This window comes from Candidatus Neomarinimicrobiota bacterium (assembly GCA_017656425.1).
Taxonomy (GTDB): Bacteria; Fidelibacterota; UBA2242; order UBA2242; family B5-G15; genus JACDNV01.
Genome location: JACDNV010000002.1, coordinates 162,994 through 186,766, shown reverse-complemented (window position 1 = coordinate 186,766; position 23,773 = coordinate 162,994). Strand labels below are relative to the sequence as shown.

The following is a 23,773-nucleotide window of genomic DNA, read 5'->3' as shown; positions in this document are numbered from 1 at the left end:
GCCATGAATGAAAAGAGATTTTCTCATGATAACTGATTTTAGCTCCGATGAGATAACAGAAACATTTAAAATGGCAGAAATGCTAAAAAAATATCAAAAAGAAGGTAAAGAATACAAACCTCTAAAAAATAAAACGATGGCGATGATCTTTGCAAAACCTTCTGCAAGAACAAGGATATCCTTTGAAACGGGTATGTATCAACTGGGAGGTCACGCACTTTATCTTGCACCCACCGATATCGGTATCGGTAAAAGAGAAGCTATCAAGGATATTGCAAAAGTAATTTCAAGATATAATGATATTATTATGGCACGGTTATTTGAACACAGGCATATCGAAGAACTGGCAAAATACGCATCTGTTCCAGTGATAAACGGTCTTACTGACCTTACTCACCCCTGCCAAGTTATGTCAGATCTTTTTACTATTTTTGAACATAAAGGTACATACCAGAACTTGAAAATTGCATTCGTTGGGGATGGCAGCAATAATGTTGCAAATTCCTGGGTGAATATAGCCTCCCGTATCCCACTTGATCTCACAATAGTAACTCCCAAAAATTGCCTGCCAGAAGACAATATTTTAAATAATGCAATAAAATCAGGAATAAGTACAATAAACATAGAACATGATCCATTAACTGGAGTCAAAGAGGCAGATGTAATCTATACCGATGTCTGGGTAAGTATGGGGCAGGAATCCTTAAGAGAAGAAAAGATTAAAAATTTTAGAGGATTTCAGGTTAATGAATGCTTAGTCAAAAATGCTAAAAAAGATGTAATAGTTATGCACTGCTTACCTGCACATCGTGGTGAAGAAATCACGGACGATGTAATAGATGGTCCACACTCTGTTGTATATGACGAGGCTGAAAACAGAATGCATGTTCAAAAGGCAATTATTTTAAAGCTATTCAATATATTTTAAATGAGGAGTTTAAATCCAGCTTCCTTCTTCAATTTTTCAATGTAACTAGAAATTACATCATTTTCTTTCCTATTTCGAATTTGACTCTCTAGTTCATCTTTTACCTGATCAAAAGGTTTGGATTCTTTTTTTCTATTAATAACCTTCAAAATATGAAATCCATATCTTGTTTCAAAAATGGGACTGATTTCGCCTATCGGTGTATTAAAGGCCTGGTCTTCAAATTCCTTAACCATTTTACCCCTTTCAAAATTCTCATAAAGCCCTCCTCGGTCCTTAGACCCTGGATCCTCAGAATATTGCTTTGCAAGCTCAGCAAAATCCTCCCCCGTGACTGCCTTTTCTCTTATCTCTTCCATTTTTTTATAAACAGCAACCTTTTGAGAATCAGACATACCCTGTGTTGATAATAAAATGTGTCTTACTGTAGCAGTCCTATCTTTATCATATTCTTCAATCAATTCTTCATTTGAAACACTTATAGTATCAACTATCATCATAATCAGTTTGTTGATCTTTAAATTATCGGAGATATCAGACTTAACCTCATCAATAGTAAATCCCTGATTTGTAATAATATTTAAAAAAGCATCTTCTCCACCCGCTCTGCTATATTGAATCTGTATTATACTATCTACTTCCGTAGAATCAACAGAAATCCCCTTTCTACCGGCTTCCCTGAGTAATAACTTCTTTTCTACCGTTGCCTCAGCATAGACCTTCATTATATCCAGAATTCTTCCCTGATCAAATTGAATCAATTGAAACGCATTTCTACCATATGTATGATATATCGTGTTGATTACTTCTCCTGCAGATACTGCAAAATCCTTAGTTTCCGCAACTATATTATCTTTCTCAGGATCTACAAGTGGTAATTTTTTAGCCAGCTCATCAGCTAATTGATATGCTGGAGTACCTTTTCTCAATCTGAATACCTCTTTTTTTGAACAGGAAAAAATAACTAATAATAAAAAAATTAAGTAAACGCTAAACCTTCTCATGATAATACCTCTTATTTTAAAAACTTGGTTAACATAATAATTATTTTTCTATTTTCATAGGAGATTTTGGAGGTTTCCTCCTTTGCAGTACCAATGTTCTGATTATGAAAAGAGGTAGCATTATAAACTGTATTGCATTAATATACTGATCGCATAAATTGCTTGGCCATGGAAAAGGTTTAAAAATAAAATAATCCGTTGCTTTACCTGTGAAAATTATCTCCCATACATTCCCAGTAGCACCCACAACAAGGGTGATAAGAGTTAAATAAAACATCCTATCCCATTTCGATAGATTGTCTTTAATAAGACTTCTGACCATAAAACCAAGAATAATGGTAATAAAAATCAGCCCTCCAATTGACCACAGTCTATTGTTTGGTATCCGACCAAATATATAATGATAACCCTCATTATGTGTTAAATATAGTTTTAAAAAAGGTAAAAATGTATCCTTTAAAATATTATATTCAAGACCGCTGTTCGCTATAAACTTTATCAATAAATCAATACCTATCAATATCAAACCGATGCCAAACGCCAGAATTACCTGCCTGATTTTATCTTTTTTTTCCACCACCTACCTCTTTTTGAACACTTTTCGCCATCTCATTTGTCTGCTTCTTTGTGGAAAAAATCCTGCTCTCACCTCCCTAATATCTTGAACGGAGATAAAAACATTCGGCTCAATACTTCTTGCAATATTAATAACCTTTTGTACTTCCCTCCTTGGTACTATTACAAGTAATACATTAACTTCACCTTTTGCCCCGTAAGCCCTTGTAACTGTAACTCCATATCCTTCATCCCTCAATGCCATAGCAACAAGATCAACCGTCTTATTGGTAATCATACTGATAGCCTGCATTCCAACTGCCAGTTTCTCTTCAATCATCATTCCTACAAAATTTCCTGTAGCAAAACCTGCTCCATATGCGAGGAAGCAGACAATATTATTTAAATGCTGCATTACTTGGGAGATTGCCAGAAGCCATATACTCACCTCTATAAATCCCAATAAAGGGGGAAATAAACGCTTGCCTCTGGCGATAAAAATAATCCTCATTGTACCAATTGAAACGTCACATATACGTGCCATAAAAATTAGAAAAGGTATAATGATCCAATTATATATATCCATGGGAAAGTCCTCGAAAAAACCAGTAAATTTAATTTTTCAACATCTTAATTACTATTACTTTCACCTGTAAGGTATGGATAAAATATCCTTTCTTTCCTGTTCTGGAAATTTTTCTATTGCATATCGCAATGTTGTACGCGGGATCGATTGTATATTGCTTATTAAAAATTTTTTTAAAGCCAGCATATCTAACTTACCAACTTCCCTTAATAACCAGCCGTTTGCTTTTGTTATCAAATCATGTTGAATCGAGAAAAAATATTGGCAGTGATTGAAAATATAATCAACTTCAACGTATTTTATTAATTTTATCAACGATACAATCGATGCTCTTTTTATATAGATATTATCATACTTCCTCCAGCTGGTAACCTTATCAACCAAACTTTTTTCTTTACTAATTAAATATCCTATAACTCCAAGAGAAATGGTATCAATTAAAGCCCAGTTATTGAAGTAATTTTTTAAAAACAGCTCTTTTATATATTCAATATCATTTAAGTCAAGCAATTCTCTTTTTAATTTGAGGACAGAAATTCCAGCTACCTTATACTCATGAATCTTCTCCTTTAATAACTCCTTAGATAAATAAAGTATATCCTTTTTTGATAATGAAACACTATCCAAGGCATTCCCGCATACCTTAACAATCACAGGACCTTTTACACCAATTAATTTGATATTATCACCAGCTTTAAAGAATCTTGATTGAATTATCCTCTCTTTATCGCTTGAATTATGTATTAATGTTGAAATTATTTTCTTCTTTAAATCTTCTATAAAATTCTCTGAATTTTTATTCAATCTTTCTTTTCTATGGTTTCTTTAATCTCCTTGAGAAGCTCAATAATCGAATACGGCTTTGGTATAAACTTAAACTTTCTTGCAATTATCTTTTTCAGATTTATAATACTCTCAGAATATCCACTTGTCAATAAAATTTTAATACGTGAATAGTTTTTTCGCAACCATTCAGCCATATCAAAACCACTACCATCTATTAGCACAATATCAGCGAAGAAAAGCGAAATTTTATCATCATGTTCCCCTACAATCTTCTCCGCATCTTTTCTGTATTTACACGAAATTACTCTATAACCGTTGCTTGATAAAATTTTAGATACAATATTCCTTAATTCATCCTCATCCTCAAGATAAAGAATGAATTCTCCATTACCTTGATATTGTTCAATAAAATCTTTTGTGTCTTTAATAAGCTTCTGCTCACGTACATCAGTAATCACTGGGAAATATATATAAAAGCTCGTTCCTTTGCCTTTTTCACTTTCGACACTGATATACCCATGGTGCTTATCTACGATACCATGGACGACAGCAAGCCCTAACCCTGTGCCAATGCCCTTAGGTTTAGTGGAAAAATATGGTTCAAATATTTTCTCCATAATATCCTCTGGGATTCCAGTACCGGTATCTTTAAAAGTAATTTTAATATACTTTCCCGGTTCTACCTTTGGTGCATAAATTGCACCTATTTTTTCCGCAATATCTTCATCAATTTCAACATTTTCCGTCTTTATAAATATTTTTCCACCATCTGGCATTGCGTCCTTCGCATTAATTGTAAGATTAAGAAATACCTGCTCCAGATTGGCTTCATTACCCAGAATATACCAAGTCTCATCTGTAAATTGACTTACAATTTCAATATTTTCGCCAATTAACTCTTTGATTAGTTTCATCAAATTTCTTAAAAGTGTATTCATATTAACTATTTTAAACTCAACTTCATCCCTCTTTGTTGTGACCAACAACTGCTTTATTATTTTGGATGCTCGCTCACAAGCATTCATTATGGGATTTAAATAATCCCTTAAACTTTGAGCATTCACATCTTTTTTATCCAATTTGTACAAACACATCTGGGCATTGCCCATAATAATTGAAATTATATTATTGAAATCATGGGCAACACCTGAAATTAGCCTTGCTATGGATTCATACTTTTGCTCAACTATTGCTGAATCATCAATTATTTTTTCAGATTTTTCCATTTCTCCTCCTTTCTTTTCAAAACTATTCCTAATATAATAATTTCTTTCCTAAAATAAATTAATAATATGGCAGATTAGATATATAATGAAACATTAAAACCTATTATGATTCTAAAAAATGTTAATAAGACACTAACATATGCATAAAAAATGCCATACTATTTATTTTTTAGTATAATTTTCATATCTTACTAGGGGAAAATTGTAGGAGAAAGAGAATGTCAAAAATATTAATAGTCGATGATGAGCCAGGCATAAGAAGAATCCTACGAAAAACTCTTGAAGATGAAGGTTATACCGTATTTGAAGCCGCAGATGGAAGAGAATGTATAACTCAGCAAAGAAAGCACAGACCAAAGCTGGTAATTATAGATATACTTATGCCCATAAAAGATGGTTTTGAGACAATCAAAGAATTAAAAAAAGAGTTCCCTGAAACAATTATATTTGCAATGTCTGGAGCAACTTACGAAGGTTCCACTGAAAAATTGCTCGAAGTAGGGAGGAAATTAGGTGCGAGGAGAACATTTCAGAAACCACTTGATATGGAGGAAATATTAAATGCTGTCAAGGAGTGGCTCGATAAACCAATGAAGGCAGAAGATGTTGAAAGTAAAGCTATAAGCGTAAAACAAACTATACCTGTATGGTTATGGATTATTTTCATTTTTATAGCACTTATATTAGGTTTCATACTGGGAAACTTAGGCGATTAATATAAAGTTATTATTTTATAATTAACAAAGAGTCTGAAAGAGAAATTGTAGCAACTTTGTCCTTTAATACATCACATCCAAGACAAATGTGTATTAAATCTTCGGTTGTGTAACTCAAATCCATCACCTTATCATTTACGATTAAATCTTCTTTAGAAAGGATTAATCCATCTATAGTTAGAGTGTCAATAACAAACCTATACTTTGTGTATATCCTGCCTGTTAATAGATTTACGAGCTCAGGACTTATTAAACTTTCATCAAAGAGAGTGCTAAAGGTCAAATAAATTTCTTTATCCCTAATTTTCCCCTTAATCTTTAGTGCATTTACCAATTCCGTATGTGCAGACCTATCAAATACAAATCTAACGATCCTGTATCCGGAGTCCTGCAACGTTTGAATATTCATACCATTAACATTATCTTTTATACCTATAATACCATTCTTAAAATCAAGAGTTACTATTTTATCGGTAAAAAATCTTTTTCCAATTATACCATCTGAATTTAGTTTCATATCACTTTTTTTTAATAGAAGAATGTACAACAATGGATAGTTTACCCCAAAAATTTCCACATCATGTAAATAACCTTCTTCAAACATCATCTCTTTTGATAAAAATATTTTTGTGTAAATTCTCTGAGCTTCAAACTCACTACTCTTAATCAGCCTCTCATTAATAATAATGTCATTAAATAAAAAATCAATCAATAACTTCACTTTTCTTCCACCTATACTGATCTCAACCTGAGGATATTTACTGCCAGAGCTCATATATAGCGGAAACAAATTCTCCCTACTATATCCAAAATCATCAAACCAGCCCAGTTTTGTTATATCAAATTCCTGTAAATTTTTATCACCACAATAATTAATTAAAAATATAGTAACCATAATGACCGTTGTTATTTTAACTCTATACATTTAATTAACCCACTTCCCAAAAAAATCATAATTAGCAAGTGTAATATACCTCACTTAAAAATAATAGCACATAAAAATATTTACTTTGAAAAAAATTATTAACGACTATAGATACCCATCAATTCAGCCGTACCCAATATATGCCCACTTATGGCATTCAGGACCTGCTCCTTGGTAGCACCGGCTTTCAATGCTGGTACAAAGTCAAGAGCATACAGTTTGAAAAAATATCTGTGGGCCGGTCCTCTTGGAGGGCAAGGACCACCATATCCAATTCGACCAAAGCTATTTCTACCCTGATATATATATCCAAAAACAGTATCCGCCTTTTCTACACCTTCAGGAAGACTATTAACGGAATCCGGGATATTATAAACCACCCAGTGTACCCAAGTTCCCATAGGAGCATCAGGATCATCACAAATTAAAGCAAAACTTTTAGTACCTTGCGGAACACCTTCCCATGTTAGCTGAGGAGAAATATCCTCCCCCTCGCAGGTATGCTTGACGGGTATCCTCTCACCATTTTTAAATGATGAACTTTTCAAAACAAAGCTCATTTCATCCTCCTTCCCTTCACTTTTTTTATCTCTTTTACCTTCGCCACAGGAGGTATTAAATACAAAAAACGTTACTATCAAAAAAATCTGAATATATTGAGCAAGCCTCATGATAACCTCCCCTTTAAAACTAATTAAAAGTTACTAAACTAATTTTGATTATATTCATATTATAAACCAAACGGTTTAAATACTCTACCAACTGGATACATACAATAATTTTTGTCCCAATAAGGCGACCTCTTATAGAAAAAATGAAGCCTTTCACGAGGATTGTCTCTAAATTCTGCATCAATTTTCAATCTTTTTAGGAACTCATTATATATAGATGAATTTGACGTAATCATTTCCCTTGCCAGCTTTTCAAGCACATACATTTCTGCATACTCTTTTCTTTCAAAAATTACATTAAAAAATCCCCATCGCAAGAATGAATCTGGTGCTTTCGGTTCAAGTGCGTGCAATATAACTTTATTCACTCTCTGGTTCATCAATACTAGAACGCTGCCTTTAGGAAAAGTCCTCTCAACAACGGTATCCATAAGAGAAAATTTAACCCGATGATGCCCCTCGTAGGATTCAGAATCCCATGAAAAATCAAAAAATTTATATGTATGAACAGGCAACCTTAAATCTCTATTTAAATACTTGACATTAACACCATGGAGGATTAATATGGTTGTTATATCACTCCATTCCGGTGGAATAATATAGGCATATGGTACCATAACGGAATCAGCAGGAAAAATTTTACTAAAAAGAAAAACATCAAATGTATCTGGTTCATCCTCCCATATAATGTATTCAGATCCAGAAATATCGCTATATTCATGCCGATACTTTTTTCCCAGAAACTTAACTCTGGACGAATCGCTAAAATCGACTCTATAATTAAGATAGAATGCACTTCCTGTTTCCATGTTTGATGTCATTTTATCAGATTGTGACACGGATTCCTTTAAAGAATATCTCTCACTACTAACAATTTCTACAATATTCCTAATCGTCTCGTATGTTGCTAACACTCTCTGCTTATAATCTTTAAGCATATGGTTTTCAATAAGTAAGAAAATTCTATTTTGTACTATCCCATATCCATTTGAATATCTTGGTGATGGGACACCAATGATAAGACCGCTTTCAACATCATTCCATCTCCTTGGATGAATATATGGAAAAATTTCATAACCCGATTTTCGCATCTTCGATATAAATTGGGGTAGAAAAATATTATTACTCCAAACTCTTAGAGGTTCATCCAATACATCCCTGATTTCTAAACCATAAGTAACAACATATTGATAATCAGCACCATCTGTTACATGTATGTCAACAAGAAAATCCGGTAACCATTCCCTAAATAGCTTCAGCCATGCTTTCATTTCTGGAGCATCTGCTTTTAAAAAATCCCTATTGAGATTGAAATTCTGAGCGGTAGTTCGCCAGCCAGTCTCAATTGGTCCGTTCTGATTTATACGATTATACTTACCAAATCGTTCATGACCATCTACATTAAAAATTGGTATGAATAATAAAGTAACGTCTTTGACCAGTTCCTTATACTTTCCAAATATAATGACATCTCTTAAAAACATTAGACCGGCGTCTTTGCCATCAGGTTCTCCTGCATGAATACAAGCTTGAATAAGAATAACTGGTTTCCCCGTTCTTTTCTGCAAATTTGGTGAAAAGCGCTTATCGAAATCTACAATCAAAAGCGGTAACTCTCTGCCCTGAGACGATTTTCCAAAGCTCCTGTACTTTACAAATTTGGACACCCTGCCTAATCTCTTACAGAATAGTATTGTCTCATCATAACGCGGTGTCTCTTTGAACTGTGATATTTCACAGGGAGTTTTCCACCTTTCCCTGAGAGGTTTCTGTAGCTTCTCACAGCTATTAGAAAAAATTGAAAAATAGGAGATTATAAATAGTAAAATTGGTATTAGCTTTTTGTTATACATCAAAAACAAAAATGAGAAAATTTTTTAAAAAATTCAATATTTAGGAAAATAGCTCCTCACAAGCTCTGTATATTTCGTCAATAAGAACTTTAATATTTTCCAGATCAACGCTCGCATAGGAAACACGCAAATATCTGTCAGCAATAGAAATCATACCTATGCCTTTCTTCATTAGTAAATATTCCCTCAATCGTTCTGCTGAATCTCTCACTTCAAAACATAAAAAATAACCAGAGTTAAAGGGAAGCGGTGTTAAATATTTACTGTTCCTTCCTTCAAGTTGCCTTTTAACCTCATTAAAACGTGACTTAAGTAACTCAAATTTTTCTCTTTTTTCTTCGAAATAGTTGTTATTCTCGTATGCTCGAATTAACAAAGTTTGTGCAAGCCTATTGGCATTTGAAATTGTAGCTCTGATCATTCCTTTTGTTTTCAATTCCAGTGCTTCATAATGCTCTTTCTTTAATCCTTTTCCACCATAAGTAATAAAAGCTATTCTGAAACCCCATGCAAAATCTTCTTTTGTAGCTCCATCAAGCTTTATAGAAAGGACATTTTCATGAATATCAAAAAATTCATTGAAAAGTGAATGCTTATAAACGTCATCTTCATAAAAAAATCCAAAATATGAATCATCAAAAATCAGCAAAATTTTTTTACCGCTATCAGCATGTCTCAAAATAATCTCTTTAAATCCATTAATCTCATGAGAATATGGTGAATAGCCAGTTGGATTATGAGGAAAATTAAACAAAATCATCAATTTGTCTTTATTACACTTTTTAATAAGTTCATCAAGACCATCTATGTTATATTCGCCTTTATCATTAAATGTGTTATAGGTCAGAATACTACAACCATTTTTTATAGAAAAAATCAATTTATAATTACCCCAGTATAATTCAGGCAATAACAGTGCATCCCCATTATCAGTGAACAAATCAGCAATAATGGATAAACCATTTGTTACACCACCTGTAACCATCGGTTTGCTCGTTATACCATTTTTTAATCGCGGATTTTTCAATAACAATTGCTCCAGCCATAATTCTCTTAACTCCTCAACTCCAGCGCTGGGAGCATAGGAGTATATCTCATCGGGACTGATATCCCCTATCATTTCGTCTATTAATCTAAGGTGAATAGGTTTACCATTTTCCTTAGCCATACCAACAGTTGCATTTAAAAAGTTTGCATGCAACTTTGCCTGTTCCGTTTGATATACAATTCCTTTCGGAAAGAATAGTGACCGTCCAATATCAGATAATAAATCATTAACAACTGTACCTTCTAAAACTGAATTTAGTATTTCCGCTTCTTTTTCCATTTCTACCCCTATACAATTCTTTCAGCAGTAAATCTAAATCTCTAATAAAATTAAACTTATGTTGTTATTATATCAATGAGTAATTTTTTGACTTGTAAATTAAAACTTAGCAAATGGGGAAATTTTATCCTATTTATTCGTGATTTAAATCAAATTTTTATGAAAAATAATCAATATTCTGACGGGATGTGTCTTGACAAAGTGAGGTAATATTATTATAATCTTTAAAGGATACACTAGTTGATGGATCTATGCGTCTGACTAGAGTACAAAGAAAATTCATTAAAATATTTTCTCTACTTTTTGGTGGATTTTTCATATTCATCGGGTCAGGCTATTTGGTAATTGGTGAGACAATTTATGGAGCTATCTTTCTACTACCGGGAATGACACTATTCTTTATCGGATCTCTTGTAAAAGTAAGAAGGTTCTATTAGTCAGCCGATTAGTAAAAAAGCTAACTCTACAATTAAAATCTCTAGATAAGAGATTAAAAGTTATATCCGGGATCTAACAAATAGCTTTTTGTGGAAATATGGGTAACATATAGCGATGCATTCTGCTGTTATAGATTTAACAGATGAAATAGGAAATACTCTCCATGACGAAAAATTCATAAAAATCTTATATTAATAAGTATGCTTAATAAATAATTGCTGTCGGGGTGGCCGGATTTGAACCGGCGACCTCTTGGTCCCGAACCAAGCGCGCTATCCAAGCTGCGCTACACCCCGTCTAATTAACGATCTGAATTTAACCCATAATAAAAATAGTTACAATACAACTTTATTTAAAAAATGACATACGAAATTATTGAAAAATCAATCATAAAATAATTAAAACCTATTTCAAAGCTAATCTATTGTTTCAGAAAAAAAGTATTATTAAATTTCGGTGTTTATTTACAATGGCGGTGTAGCTCAGCTGGTTAGAGCAGCGGAATCATAATCCGCGTGTCCGGGGTTCGAGTCCCTGCACCGCTACAAAAAGCCTCAATAGTGAGGCTTTTATTTTATTTACTCTAATATCTCAAATTTCCATATAGCATTAATGAAACAGTTAGTTTAGGTAATTATGGATTTGAACGTATACCTACTTCTTCAGCCAGAAGAATAATGTATATCAATACCATTGTAAACGATATGTTATATTCAATAAAAATTTCATCTTAATCTCAACTTGTTATCTTGACTTAGTAACTAATATCAATTATTGAAAATTTTAGCTTAAAAGGACAGAAACGATTACTCAATAATATTGTAATAATATATTACATGTAATATAAGTAATATAAATGACAGATTTATTTCAACATTTCCTTGATTCTGAAACAACAGTCAACAGCAAAGGCATAAGCATCATTATTAAAATAAATATATGAATCCATTCCTTTATTTAGCACATCTCTCATCATTTCCAAGTCTTTCTTTAAATCATCATCAGTATAATTAGAAGCGTATAAACTTTTCGGTCCGTGCCGTCTAATATAAATATAATCTGCTATAACAGGATTATCAACTTCCACGCCAGGCCAATCACTAAAACACAATGCAATTTTATTTTTTCTAAGTATATCATAAAATCTATCACACAAAAATGTTTGATTTCTAACTTCGAACGATACACGTATTGTTGGAAGCACCTTTTTATCATAAAGAATTTGTATAAAATTCTCTATCCTTTTAACATCAAATTTCATAGAAGGGGGAAGCTGCACCAGTATAATCCCAAGCTTTTCTTTAAGTCTTAATACTCCCTTTAAAAAGTTATCTAACGGTTCGGAAACATCGCCGAGTCTTTTAACATGTGTAACGAATCTTGACATTTTTACTGCAAACTGAAATTTCTCAGGAACGGTATCATACCATTTAGCATAGGTCTTCTCCGATATAAGATGGTAAAATGAGGAGTTTATTTCAACTGTATTAAAAAATCGTGAGTAATGATTCAACCATTCTTTTGTTTTTATTTCAACGGGATAAAACCTACCTATCCAGTGTCTATATGACCATCCGGAAGTACCTATATATACTTTACCATTCATTTATAAAACAAAAGGAGGGGGATAAAAAATCCACCCTCCTCCTTCTAACTATTTTCTTATAACTGTTAACCTTACAATAAACCTTCTTCAGCAATTTTTTTATAAAAATTATATCTTTCTATAACTTCTTTTTCAAGAAGTGAATGGAGTCTTTCGGCTTCCTCTGGAAAAGTTCTATAAAGTGCTGCATACCTCACTTCTCTTTTCAAAAATTCCCTTAACTTACCATTTGGCTCTTTGTATTCAAGAATAAAGGGGTTCTTACCTTCCTCCCTTCTCCTAGGATTGTATCTATACAGTGGCCAGTACCCGCATTCAACTGCAAGTTTTTCTTCTCTTTGCGACAACATACCTTCGTAAATACCATGATTAATACATGGAGAATAGGCTATAATCAGAGATGGACCTGGATATGCTTCCGCCTCCTGAATCGCCTTTAAGTATTGATTCATATTAGCACCCATTGCTACTGAAGCAACATATACATTCCTGTATGCCATTGCCATTAAACCAAGGTCCTTCTTTGCTGTCTTTTTACCAGAAAATGCAAATTTTGCGGTAGAACCGAGAGGAGTCGCTTTTGACGATTGACCACCAGTGTTTGAATACACTTCGGTATCGAGTACCAGAATATTTACGTCCAAACCCATTGCCAATACATGGTCAAGTCCACCATAACCTATATCGTATGCCCATCCATCACCACCTATAATCCAGATAGATTTCTTCACCAGTAAATCTCTCATTTCCCAGATTTTTCCCAGTAGTTTATTCCCTGATTTCTCTTTTCCCAATATTTCCTTAATCTTTTCCCCAAGCTCTTTAGATTTCTCGCCATCATTTCTATTTCCAAACCATTGTTGTAATATATCCTTTAGCTCTCCATTAGTTTGCTTTATCGCTTCTTCAACTATTTGTGCTAATCTTTCTCTTCTTTGCAATATCCCAAGCGCTATTCCAAATCCGAATTCAGCATTGTCCTCAAATAAAGAGTTCGCCCAGGCTGGACCGTATCCCTTTTCATTAACTGCATATGGACATACTGGTGCACTGCCACCATAAATAGATGAGCAACCGGTAGCATTTGCAATAATCATACGATCGCCAAAAAGCTGTGTGGCTACTTTTATATAAGGAGTCTCACCACATCCAGCACAAGCTCCTGAAAACTCAAATAGAGGCTGCTGAAATTGGCTACCTTTTAGCGTCGTCTTCTTTACCAGATTTCCCCTATTAGGGATAATTTCAAGATATTTCCAGTTTTCCACCTGATTCATTTGTGTCTCTATTGGCTTCATAACCAGTGCTTTCTCTTTTGCTGGACATACATCAACGCAATTTCCACATCCAGTGCAATCCAGTACAGAGAGTTGTATTCTAAATTCATAACCCTGAAGCTCCTTTCCAATAGCAGGTATAGTTTCAAAAATCTCGGGTGCCTTCTCCTTTTCTTCTGGTGTTACCAATACAGGTCTAATGACAGCATGAGGACAAACAAAAGCACATTGATTACATTGTATGCAGTTCTCTTTTATCCATTCAGGCACTTCAATAGCAATTCCACGTTTTTCATATTTAGTGGTAGCGGTAGGAAAGAGACCGCCTGGAGTAAAAACACTCACTGGTAAAGTATCCCCTTTTTGAGCATTCATCGGTATCAATATCTTTCTAACAAATTCCGGTAAACTTTCCTCTGTTTTTTCTTCTTCTTCTTCTTCAAGATTTATCCAATCCTCTGGATATTTTACTTCCCGTATCGCATCTCTTGCCCTGTCAACAGCATTCCAGTTCATTTTAACTATATGCTCACCTTTAGTGCCGTACGTCTTTTTTATAGCATCCTTCAAATATTTTATCGCCTCTTCTTCAGGTAAAACCTTCGACAATTTGAAAAACGCGGTTAACATTATCATGTTAATTCTTTCGCCGAGTCCCAGCTCCTTCGCAATACTGACTGCATCTACTATATAAAACTTTGCCTTCTTCTCAGCTATCTTCTTCTTTAATTTATTCGATAAATGAATTTCTAACTCTTCATCGGACCAAGGTGCATTCAGAACAAAAACCCCGCCTTCCTTCAAATTGTCAATCATATCGTATTTATTGACATAGCTCGCCTTATGACATGCTATATAATCAGCGGAAGTAACTGTATAGGTAGATTTAATCGGTTTCTTACCAAACCTTAAATAGGATATAGTTAATCCGCCTGATTTTCTTGAATCATAGGCGAAATATCCCTGTGCATACATATCAGTATTATCACCAATAATTTTAATGGCATTCTTGGAAGCACCAACCGTACCATCTGAACCAAATCCCCATAGCACACACTGAACTGTACCCTCTGGAACCGTATCAAGCTTTTCAGTGATAGGCAAAGATCTGAAAGTAACATCATCTTCTATTCCAATGGTAAAATGATTCTTAGGTTCAGGTAGTTTCAAATTATTGAAAACCGCTTTTACCATAGATGGATTAAACTCTTTCTGACCGACGCCATATCTACCACCCACTACTATTCTGTCCTCTTTTGCATTCTGTAAAACAGTACATACATCTTCATATAGCGGTTCGGCATAGGCGTTTGACTCCTTTGTCCTATCAAGCACTGCAATTCTTTTTGCTGTTTTAGGTAAAACTTTTAGAAAATGCTCAGCAGAAAATGGGCGATATAGTCTGACCTTTATCAATCCTACTTTTTCTCCTTTTGAGGTTAGATAATCCACAACCTCATGAGCCGTTTCTGCACCAGAACCCATCATTACGATAACTCTTTCCGCATCAGGCACTCCGACATAGTCAAATAGATGGTATTTTCTGCCTGTTACCTTCCCTACCTGTGTCATTACATTCTCAACAATAGATGGAACCGCATCATAATATTTATTGGCTGCTTCACTAACCTGAAAGAAAATGTCGGGATTCTGAGCAGTGCCGCGTAGCTGTGGATGTTCTGGATTAAGCGATCTCTGTCTAAATTTCTCAATCGCCTCTTCATCTACAAGCCCTTTAATAGTATCATAATCTATCACATCTATTTTTTGTATCTCGTGACTTGTTCTAAAACCGTCAAAAAAATGGAGAAAAGGTAAACTTGATTTGATTGCCGAAAGATGTGCAACCAATGCTAAGTCCATAACCTCCTGAACAGAACCTGAAGCCAGCATACAAAAGCCCGTTGCTCTCGCAGCCATTACATCAGAATGATCACCAAAGATAGAAAGAGCTTGAGTAGCGACAACCCTTGCAGAAACATGAAAAACACCAGGTAACAATTCTCCTGCTATTTTGAACATATTAGGTATCATCAGCAAAAGTCCCTGGGAAGCGGTAAATGTTGTAGTCAATGATCCCGCTGCCAATGAACCATGAACAGCTCCAGCAGCTCCGGCTTCGCTCTGCATTTCAACAACTTTTACAGTTTGCTCAAATATATTCTTCAATCCTTTTGCAGACCATTCATCAACAAGTTCCCCCATTGGGGAAGACGGCGTAATGGGATAAATCGCCGCGACCTCTGTTAAAGCATATGCAACATGAGCCGCAGCGGTATTTCCATCCATACTCTGCATATTTTTTTTCATGACTAACTCTCCATTTCTTTTTATAATACAATAAACAAAGGGCGAGTATAATACTCGCCCTTTCCTTCTTAAAGATTCAATTAAATGCTAAACATACTATATTTTTTACTTTTATTATAATCTTAACCATTATATCAATCCTCATCAGATATTATCAACATTGGATTACCTTCAAAACCGATATATTTAGGTCTTAACCTTTCGGTATTATAATATTTTTCAACATCAACCGCTTTCTTTTTACTTGTAACAATATCCAGCGGAACGTCAGTATATTTACCCTGTCTTACACCTACAAGTCTACCCGAAACCCCTCTGGTAATCAAGTCAAATGCAATGTTCCCATATGCCATCGGTACAATAGAATCTATGGCATCAGGATCTCCACATCTAACTAGATATCCCAGTTTCTGACTGATAACATTTATCTTTTTCCCATTATTATACCTAGCGGACAATTTCTTTATTCTATCAGCTATAACATCACCAATACCACCAAGTTTTTTATGTCCGAACATATCAGCCTCTTCACTCATAAAAACCATCTCCCCACCTTCGAACATAGCACCTTCAGAGACCAGCACTACAGAATATCTGCTGGGATTGGTTAACCTATCCTCAATTAAAAGCTCCGTCAACTTCTCGATATTAAACTTATACTCAGGTATTACACACCTGTTCGCTGCACCTGCCATAGTAGGTAATAAAGCAGTAAATCCTGCATACCTACCGAATACTTCTATTACCAATATCCTTTCATGGCTTCCTGCCGATGTTCTCAAGCTATGAGTTAGAGAAAGTGTTCTTGTAACACATGTGCTAAAACCAATACAATAATCAGTACCCGGGACGTCATTATCCATTGTCTTTGGCATAGCCACAACTTTAAAACCCTCTTTATGCAATCTTACACCATAACTCAGTGTATCATCGCCACCAATTGGAATTAGATAGTCCAGACCCAGCCATTCGAGATTTTTCAATACCTCTTCTGTTAAGTCATTAACCTCTCCATTAAATCTATCTTTTAAATGTTCAGGAACTGCATCTGCGGGCACCTTGCTGGGATTAGTTCTCGATGTGTGTAAGAAAGTCCCACCTGTTCTACCAACTCTGTTAACAACATCTTCCGTCAGCCTCTGAAAATTATTTGAATTATCATAATCCTTATCCCTGACCATCTCAACTAATCCAGCCCAACCTCTTCTAATTCCAATAACCTCATATCCTTCCCTAATAGCTCTTAATGTAATCGCACGAATCGCTGGGTTCAACCCCGGGACATCACCACCACCTGTCAATATACCTATTCTCATTCTGTACCTCCCTTTCTCATTTCTTAAGAAACCACTAATTTTACTCAATTTAGTAAAAAATTACAATCGGTAAACTTGTTGTCTTTAATAATATAAGACTTTTGAAATTTTATCGAAAAGCACTGTTATTTCATATATATCATATTTATCGAATCATAAATTTTATCTTCACATTTTATTCGACAAATATAAAAACCAGTTGATATCGCCTTACCATCACTACTTTTCGCATCCCAGCTTAACTCATATAATCCTTTACCATAATATCCCTCAAAAATCTGGGCAATTTTCCTACCCATCAGATCGTATATCTCCACATTGACATTTAGATATTTAGGAAGGTAGAATTTAATGATGGTTCTATCATTAAAAGGATTTGGGAAATTTTGATACAGGACAATTCTCTCTGGTATGCTGGCAGGTTCATCACGAATTGAAAACTCATTTTTAATCGCGATCCCATCAAACCATAATTCAGCATCATCTAAATTGCGATGCTCAGCTACTATTTCAAACAAATCCACTTTTCCCCAATCAAAAGCACCAGGAACAGGTTCATACCACTTACCATTATCCCATGAACCACCATCTACAAAATCACTCAGAGATATAGCTATATTTTGCCATGTACCATCCCAACTAACCACATTATCATCAATAGTGTACTTTTTTCTCCATGGATGATCCTCATCACTTTCCTTAGTATCTACAAATCTTATATCAATTTCTGTATTGGGACTGTTACCTTTAATATACATTACTAAGAAATAATTATTTTCTAACAAATACGTTAAATCTTTATCAATCAAGAAATTAAAAGCAATAGAATTATATCGTTTTGCATTAGTCCAGTAAATGCAAAAATTTCCGATAGCAGCATCACTGTTATATAAGTCAAGATAGCCTTCATTCCAGCCGGCCATTTCAATCATCTTGCCAGGATAATCGTCATAGATATTAAAACCAACACTATCAGGCACAATTTTAAACTCTTTTTGTTCAGGTACATTAAGTTTGAGTGCTTTAAGCAGTGGCACATTTAAATCATATTCGAACAGTTCATTACTTCCCTTCTCAAATAATCCAAACCCACCTTTGTAATCCCACATTGTCCAGGGAATTTTATGGTCTTCAAAAAATTCTCTAACCACTTTATACCACTTTACCCTGTCTTCATTCTCACTATTTTTCATATAAACACCGAACTCGCCACAAAAAACCTTTATATTCTTTGAATCTCTAAAATTCACAACTTCCATTAGCCTATTTTTAATCCAGTTTTCATTGCCCTGGCTGGGGTATGAATTATATTTTTCTTCTATCCAAGTACCCTCATATTTTGATGGCAATTTGGGCATTTCATCAGCGTTATATGGAAAGGGTATCCTCACGATTTGATCCATAGATGGATCTACCCAATTAGCTCCCTGATGGGTAAAAAGAAAAGGCTCATAAAAATGAAAACTATAGATTAAATTTTTATCTTCATAAATCTGCACATTTTTTAATCCATCAATACCTCCCCAATCAGTACCCGTCACCACTATCGTGTGGCTGGTATCAATTTTTCTTATCTCCTCAATAACCTCACCCTGAATATTATTCCATGTATCCTTATCAATACCATGTGGCTCATTTAAAATTTCGTAATAGATCAGTTCTGATCTGTCCTTATACCTCTCTGCTATCTGTCTCCAAACTGGTTTTAAAACCTCCCCAATTTTTACTGACGTGTTTTCCGATGGATCAAAGCTGTGATTATCAAGGATCAAATTAATATTAAGCTCCTCTGCCCAAACAATAACACTATCTAAGAAAAACCAGAAAAGTGGGTCAATAGTATAGTCAGGAGCTCCAGTTGTCATTGCATGGAGATTAATAGGCAGTCTTATTACATCACAATCAAGGGATTTAATATTCTCGATATCTTCCTTTGTAAATTTATTAAACTGAATTTCTCTGGGACTTCCCGCTTGAAACCACATGGTAAGATTTACGCCACGATTAAACTGACCCCGCAAGAGTGAGAATAAAAAAGTGATCATTAAGAATTCCACAAAAATTGTTTTAAATAATGACGATCTCATAATCACCCTTCTGTTTTACACTAATCTAACTTAACATAATTAAAAAATAATGAATAAATTTTACAATAAATTTTATTTTTTATCATTTAGTCCATATTATTTTCATGCGAGACCAAAATTATATCATTTAAGCTATTTTAACTTCACTATTTACTGTTAATATTATTAAAATGAATAGTGAATAAATCCTTAGGATAAGACATTAGCAGATACCTGAAAAATATCTCCTACTTTTATTTCAATTATCATTTTTTTCCAATATAAATAATTTATAAGAGGGATAAAATTGTTTTTGTAATTCTCAAGGTGAATTTAAACAATGTAGCTTCAAATCCATATTCTAAAGGTAATGAATAATTAATACTGCTCAAAACTATTAGTTTGTACTCTGATTAAGCACTTTATATGATTGTGAATCGTCCTGGAAAGAAATCTCGATATAAGCCATATCTCTACCAAATGTATTAATTATCAATTTATTAAAAAAATTCTAGTCAATTACTAGAATAATTAAGGATAACTAAAAGCTGTTTGAGAAATACTTTTAATAAATTGCTTGGATTTTGTCTTTCAATATGAATATTTTTAAAGTTGTTTAATTTGCTATTCAATCTGGAGGATTAAAAATGAAAGAAAGCGCAAGGACTTCCTTATTATTTATCATTATAATCATGTTAACGGTATCGGTTGCTGCCAAAATAAAGCTACCAAAGCTTATCAGTGACGGGATGGTACTGCAAAGGGAAACAGAACTTACAATTTGGGGGTGGGCATCCCCAAAGGAACATGTTGAAATTGAGTTCATGGGTAAAACCTACGCTACTATATCGGATAAGAAGGGTAACTGGGATATAAAACTACCAAAATTAAAAGCAGGTGGTCCCTATAAGATGATAATAAAAGGAGAAAATACAATTACAATAAAGGACATCTTTATCGGTGATGTCTGGCTTTGCTCAGGTCAATCAAATATGGAATTAACAATGCAGAGAGCAAAACCGCTGTATGAGGATGAAGTAGCAAACGCAAGTAATCCGAATATCCGACAATTTGAGGTTCCTGATGTTTACAATTTTAATGCTCCTCAAAAAGATCTACCTTCCGGAAAGTGGGTAATTGTTACACCCAAAACAATTTTAAAATTCTCGGCAGTTGCTTACTTCTTCGTAAAGGAACTTTATGAAATTTATAAAATACCTATTGGTCTTATTAATGCATCACTTGGTGGCTCTCCAGCTGAAGCATGGATGAGTGAGGAAGCTTTGAAAGAATTTCCTCATTATCTCCAAGAAGCTTACAAGTACAGAGATAGCACTTTAATAAAGAAAATACAGAAAGAAGACAGACAAAGAATTTCCAGCTGGTACAGGGAGCTACACAAAAAAGACCTTGGATATAAAAATTCTGAAAAACCATGGTACTCATTGGACATCGATACAACTGATTGGTTACCTTTTAATCTTCCCGGATACTGGGCTGATCGGGGTGCTGGAAATTTAAACGGAGTGCTATGGTTTAGAAAAACATTTAATATCTCATCCGACAAAGCAGGAAAACCTGCAAGGTTGTTGTTAGGTAGAATTATTGATGCAGATTCTGTCTTTGTAAATGGAATATTTGTGGGAACAGTCTCATATCAGTATCCTCCAAGAAGATATAAAGTTCCTGATGGAGTACTAAAAGAGGGCAAAAACGAAATTGTTATACGAGTAATAAATAACGCAGGAAAAGGTGGCTTTGTACCGGATAAACCATATATGCTAATCGTGAAAGGAGACACAATCGATTTAAAAGGCAAGTGGCTTTATAAAGTCGGTGCTGAAATGCCACCGCTGAAGGGAAAAACATTTATCCAATGGAAACCAATGGGACTTTTTAACGCAATGATTGCACCTCTTCTGAAGTATAAGATTAAAGGCGTAATCTGGTATCAGGGAGAATCAAATATTTCAAGAGCAATTGAATACAGAAAACTTTTCCCTGCACTGATAAAAGACTGGCGTAAACACTGGCGAAATAATAAGCTACCATTTTTATTTGTTCAACTACCCAATTATGGTCAACCTTCATCTGAGCCAACTGAAAGCTGGTGGGCACTCTTACGTGAAGCTCAACTTATGGCGCTAAAACTTCCCTATACAGGTATGGCAGTTACAATTGACATTGGCGAATGGAATGATATTCATCCTTTGAACAAAAAGGATGTCGGCAAACGTCTTGCACTCTGGGCGAGAAAAATCGCTTATGGTGAGAAAGATATTGTTTATTCAGGCCCTATCTATAAAAAAATGAAGAAAAAAGGGGGTGAAATAATACTTTATTTCGAACATGCAGGTAGTGGACTTGTTGCCAAGGGAACAGAGCTACAAGGATTCTCAATTGCAGGGCAAGATAAAAAGTTTGTAGGCGCAAAGGCTGAAATTATAGGCAAGAATAAAGTTGTTGTCTGGAGTGAAAAGGTTAAAAAACCTGTAGCTGTAAGATACGCCTGGGCAGATAATCCAGAGGGAGCAAATCTGTATAACAAAGAGGAGTTACCAGCATCACCATTTAGAACTGATAATTGGTAAAAATTATACATCTATACCAAAGAGAATCCTCATAGAATAGCCAATACCAAAACTTATAGCTGCAACGGTTAAGCTTAGTATCAGCATCTCTAAAAATGCTCGACTAAAACTTTTATTCATTGCCACGGAAATATAATAATTGAAAATTGCAATAATCACAATTCCAATGATAAGCATACATGCAAGGGAAATGAGAGGATTGTGAAAAATTAAATATGGAAACACAAGGGCTACCACGGTAAATATATAAGCAATCCCTGTATATATGGATGATTTTAAAGGATGTTTTTCACTCTTTTCAGCTTTTGTAGAGAGATACTCAGATGCCGCCATAGATAGTGCTGCTGCTATACCGATAATAATACCTGATAATGCTATTAATGGTGGTTTTCTTAAAGCTAAAGTTAATCCAGCCAATCCCCCAGTTAACTCCACAAGAGCATCGTTTAACCCCAGAACAATTGACCCCACATAACGAAGTCGCTCCTCATCAAGGAGTTCCAGTAGCATTTCCTCGTGCCTGACTTCATCTTCTATTACACTTTCAATATTTTCAACCTCATCTTTCAAGTCGGTGTAATTTTCCTGGGCTGATTTCTCACCCTTCTCCATAAGTTTCAAAGAAAAAGTAATACCAAGAGTTTTTGCCATCATAACATAGAACCAGACTTTAATCCAATCAGGAGGTATATTCTTACCAGTTAAACCCTTCCATATCTCGTAATGTTTTCGTTCCTATTCTGCAATCTGTAATAGAATTTTTCGGTTATCTACAGATCTATTACTTTTAGCTATTCTTTTATAGATATGATATTCCGTGATTTCATTACGCTGATATGATACCATAATGTGCTGAATGGATTTACCTCTCATATTTTATTTCCTTTACAATCACTTCTTCCTCTTTAAAAATACTAACATTCCAATTCACACACAAGCCATAATACCTAAAATGAGCGGACAACCAAATTTCCATTTAAGCTCCGGGAGGATTTCAAAATTCATACCCTAAATTCCTTATAGAAGGTCAGGGGTATAAAATTGTTCCATTGATCCATAATGTATACAGCTAAGAAAGTTAATGGAATTGATGGGTATAAGAAATATTTAGAGGATATCAGATGAGAGATTGATAGAAAAGAATTGAAAGAGAAATATCTTTCATAATAGGCTTTAATGGATATGATAAAATGTAGTAGTAAGATATTAACAATTAATAAGATTTATGTAAAACAATTAAAATTTGCATAGTGAAAAGGTAGTAAACTAGCCTTAGAGAATGGAGTAAGTAAGATCAATATAATACTTGACTTTTTCAGCACAGATTATTGTAAAATGTCTCACCACATTGCATACCATTCGCCTGAATCAGACACTATTTCTGAAAACTAACCTTGACTATTACGATTTTTTAATTAAAATTATTGGACATTTGCAATTATGTTGATTTTAGTAAGTACATTTATATTATGAATATTTCAAAGAAAGCACGGAAATATATAAATAACTGTAATATAAAAAATACTATCTATTGTCAAGCTGAATATTCTTTCCTTTTATCAATCATAATTATAGCAATTATAATAGTAATT

General features: G+C 34.2%; 17 protein-coding genes, 2 tRNA genes and 1 pseudogene. 5 read left to right on the top strand and 15 right to left on the bottom strand.

What is annotated here, in order from left to right; genetic code table 11:
• The first annotated feature begins 7 nt into the window (after positions 1-7).
• A complete protein-coding gene (gene argF, locus H0Z29_02060; GenBank protein ID MBO8130282.1) occupies positions 8-928 on the top strand; it encodes an ornithine carbamoyltransferase in 921 nt (306 codons plus the stop codon).
• On the opposite strand, the gene H0Z29_02055 is transcribed toward argF, so the two are convergent.
• From H0Z29_02055 to H0Z29_02035, 5 genes are read right to left on the bottom strand one after another with little or no spacing between them, the layout of a single operon-like run.
• The gene (locus H0Z29_02055) at positions 925-1,932 is read right to left on the bottom strand and encodes a peptidylprolyl isomerase (protein ID MBO8130281.1); all 1,008 of its coding nucleotides are present in this window, start codon (positions 1,930-1,932) and stop codon (positions 925-927) included. The two genes, argF and H0Z29_02055, sit on opposite strands and share 4 nt — an antisense overlap.
• A 40-nt stretch (positions 1,933-1,972) precedes the next feature.
• Complete coding sequence (locus tag H0Z29_02050) at positions 1,973-2,509, bottom strand: signal peptidase II (protein MBO8130280.1); 537 nt, start codon at positions 2,507-2,509, stop codon at positions 1,973-1,975.
• Between the two features lie 3 nt (positions 2,510-2,512).
• A complete protein-coding gene (locus H0Z29_02045) occupies positions 2,513-3,073 on the bottom strand; it encodes a DUF2179 domain-containing protein (protein MBO8130279.1) in 561 nt (186 codons plus the stop codon).
• A gap of 60 nt (positions 3,074-3,133) precedes the next feature.
• A complete protein-coding gene (locus tag H0Z29_02040; protein MBO8130278.1) occupies positions 3,134-3,877 on the bottom strand; it encodes a DNA alkylation repair protein in 744 nt (247 codons plus the stop codon).
• Positions 3,874-5,085, bottom strand: a complete 1,212-nt coding sequence (locus H0Z29_02035) for a response regulator (protein ID MBO8130277.1) — start codon at positions 5,083-5,085, stop codon at positions 3,874-3,876. Before H0Z29_02035 ends, H0Z29_02040 begins: the two co-directional genes overlap by 4 nt.
• Positions 5,086-5,303: 218 nt before the next feature.
• Between H0Z29_02035 and H0Z29_02030 the strand changes: the two genes are divergently transcribed.
• A complete protein-coding gene (locus H0Z29_02030) occupies positions 5,304-5,801 on the top strand; it encodes a response regulator (GenBank protein MBO8130276.1) in 498 nt (165 codons plus the stop codon).
• Positions 5,802-5,811: 10 nt separating this feature from the next.
• Here H0Z29_02030 and H0Z29_02025 read toward each other — a convergent pair whose 3' ends face one another.
• The 4 genes from H0Z29_02025 to H0Z29_02010 all read right to left on the bottom strand — a co-directional run bounded on the left by H0Z29_02025 (position 5,812) and on the right by H0Z29_02010 (position 10,577).
• A complete protein-coding gene (locus tag H0Z29_02025; GenBank protein ID MBO8130275.1) occupies positions 5,812-6,726 on the bottom strand; it encodes a hypothetical protein in 915 nt (304 codons plus the stop codon).
• A gap of 98 nt (positions 6,727-6,824) precedes the next feature.
• Complete coding sequence (locus H0Z29_02020; GenBank protein MBO8130274.1) at positions 6,825-7,286, bottom strand: YbhB/YbcL family Raf kinase inhibitor-like protein; 462 nt, start codon at positions 7,284-7,286, stop codon at positions 6,825-6,827.
• Positions 7,287-7,456: 170 nt separating this feature from the next.
• On the bottom strand, positions 7,457-9,250 hold the full coding sequence (locus H0Z29_02015) for a M14 family metallopeptidase (protein ID MBO8130273.1): 1,794 nt from the start codon (positions 9,248-9,250) through the stop codon (positions 7,457-7,459).
• 40 nt (positions 9,251-9,290) lie between these two features.
• Entirely contained in the window at positions 9,291-10,577 is a 1,287-nt protein-coding gene (locus tag H0Z29_02010; protein MBO8130272.1) for an aminotransferase class I/II-fold pyridoxal phosphate-dependent enzyme, read from the bottom strand.
• 251 nt (positions 10,578-10,828) lie between these two features.
• Here H0Z29_02010 and H0Z29_02005 point away from each other — a divergent pair, with 251 nt between their 5' ends.
• Positions 10,829-11,014 (top strand): hypothetical protein, encoded by a 186-nt coding sequence (locus H0Z29_02005; GenBank protein MBO8130271.1) that lies wholly within the window; start codon positions 10,829-10,831, stop codon positions 11,012-11,014.
• A gap of 222 nt (positions 11,015-11,236) precedes the next feature.
• Here the strand turns inward: H0Z29_02005 and H0Z29_02000 are convergent.
• A tRNA-Pro gene (locus H0Z29_02000) sits at positions 11,237-11,311 on the bottom strand.
• 175 nt (positions 11,312-11,486) lie between these two features.
• On the opposite strand from H0Z29_02000, the gene H0Z29_01995 reads away from it, so the two are divergent.
• Positions 11,487-11,560 (top strand) — tRNA-Met (locus H0Z29_01995).
• Positions 11,561-11,880: 320 nt separating this feature from the next.
• Here the strand turns inward: H0Z29_01995 and H0Z29_01990 are convergent.
• The 4 genes from H0Z29_01990 to H0Z29_01975 all read right to left on the bottom strand — a co-directional run bounded on the left by H0Z29_01990 (position 11,881) and on the right by H0Z29_01975 (position 19,611).
• Positions 11,881-12,621 (bottom strand): DUF72 domain-containing protein, encoded by a 741-nt coding sequence (locus tag H0Z29_01990; protein MBO8130270.1) that lies wholly within the window; start codon positions 12,619-12,621, stop codon positions 11,881-11,883.
• 71 nt (positions 12,622-12,692) lie between these two features.
• Positions 12,693-16,208 (bottom strand): pyruvate:ferredoxin (flavodoxin) oxidoreductase, encoded by a 3,516-nt coding sequence (nifJ, locus tag H0Z29_01985; protein ID MBO8130269.1) that lies wholly within the window; start codon positions 16,206-16,208, stop codon positions 12,693-12,695.
• Between the two features lie 134 nt (positions 16,209-16,342).
• On the bottom strand, positions 16,343-17,524 hold the full coding sequence (locus H0Z29_01980) for an ATP-dependent 6-phosphofructokinase (GenBank protein ID MBO8130268.1): 1,182 nt from the start codon (positions 17,522-17,524) through the stop codon (positions 16,343-16,345).
• Between the two features lie 125 nt (positions 17,525-17,649).
• Entirely contained in the window at positions 17,650-19,611 is a 1,962-nt protein-coding gene (locus H0Z29_01975; GenBank protein MBO8130267.1) for a cellulase family glycosylhydrolase, read from the bottom strand.
• 626 nt (positions 19,612-20,237) lie between these two features.
• Here H0Z29_01975 and H0Z29_01970 point away from each other — a divergent pair.
• A complete protein-coding gene (locus H0Z29_01970) occupies positions 20,238-22,181 on the top strand; it encodes a sialate O-acetylesterase (GenBank protein ID MBO8130266.1) in 1,944 nt (647 codons plus the stop codon).
• Between the two features lie 3 nt (positions 22,182-22,184).
• On the opposite strand, the pseudogene H0Z29_01965 reads toward H0Z29_01970, so the two are convergent.
• Positions 22,185-23,054, bottom strand: a pseudogene (locus H0Z29_01965) (VIT1/CCC1 transporter family protein).
• Positions 23,055-23,773: the final 719 nt, after the last annotated feature.

Bases quoted from the DNA above. Each gene is read 5' to 3' on its own strand.
- nifJ (MBO8130269.1), bottom strand. From the start codon at position 16,208: ATGAAAAAAAATATGCAGAGTATGGATGGAAATACCGCTGCGGCTCAT.
- H0Z29_02010 (MBO8130272.1), bottom strand. From the start codon at position 10,577: ATGGAAAAAGAAGCGGAAATACTAAATTCAGTTTTAGAAGGTACAGTT.
- H0Z29_02035 (MBO8130277.1), bottom strand. From the start codon at position 5,085: ATGGAAAAATCTGAAAAAATAATTGATGATTCAGCAATAGTTGAGCAA.
- H0Z29_02025 (MBO8130275.1), bottom strand. From the start codon at position 6,726: ATGTATAGAGTTAAAATAACAACGGTCATTATGGTTACTATATTTTTA.
- H0Z29_02030 (MBO8130276.1), top strand. From the start codon at position 5,304: ATGTCAAAAATATTAATAGTCGATGATGAGCCAGGCATAAGAAGAATC.
- H0Z29_01975 (MBO8130267.1), bottom strand. From the start codon at position 19,611: ATGAGATCGTCATTATTTAAAACAATTTTTGTGGAATTCTTAATGATC.
- H0Z29_02020 (MBO8130274.1), bottom strand. From the start codon at position 7,286: ATGAGCTTTGTTTTGAAAAGTTCATCATTTAAAAATGGTGAGAGGATA.
- H0Z29_01970 (MBO8130266.1), top strand. From the start codon at position 20,238: ATGAAAGAAAGCGCAAGGACTTCCTTATTATTTATCATTATAATCATG.
- H0Z29_01980 (MBO8130268.1), bottom strand. From the start codon at position 17,524: ATGAGAATAGGTATATTGACAGGTGGTGGTGATGTCCCGGGGTTGAAC.
- H0Z29_02045 (MBO8130279.1), bottom strand. From the start codon at position 3,073: ATGGATATATATAATTGGATCATTATACCTTTTCTAATTTTTATGGCA.
- H0Z29_02015 (MBO8130273.1), bottom strand. From the start codon at position 9,250: ATGTATAACAAAAAGCTAATACCAATTTTACTATTTATAATCTCCTAT.
- H0Z29_02055 (MBO8130281.1), bottom strand. From the start codon at position 1,932: ATGAGAAGGTTTAGCGTTTACTTAATTTTTTTATTATTAGTTATTTTT.
- argF (MBO8130282.1), top strand. From the start codon at position 8: ATGAAAAGAGATTTTCTCATGATAACTGATTTTAGCTCCGATGAGATA.
- H0Z29_02005 (MBO8130271.1), top strand. From the start codon at position 10,829: ATGCGTCTGACTAGAGTACAAAGAAAATTCATTAAAATATTTTCTCTA.
- H0Z29_01990 (MBO8130270.1), bottom strand. From the start codon at position 12,621: ATGAATGGTAAAGTATATATAGGTACTTCCGGATGGTCATATAGACAC.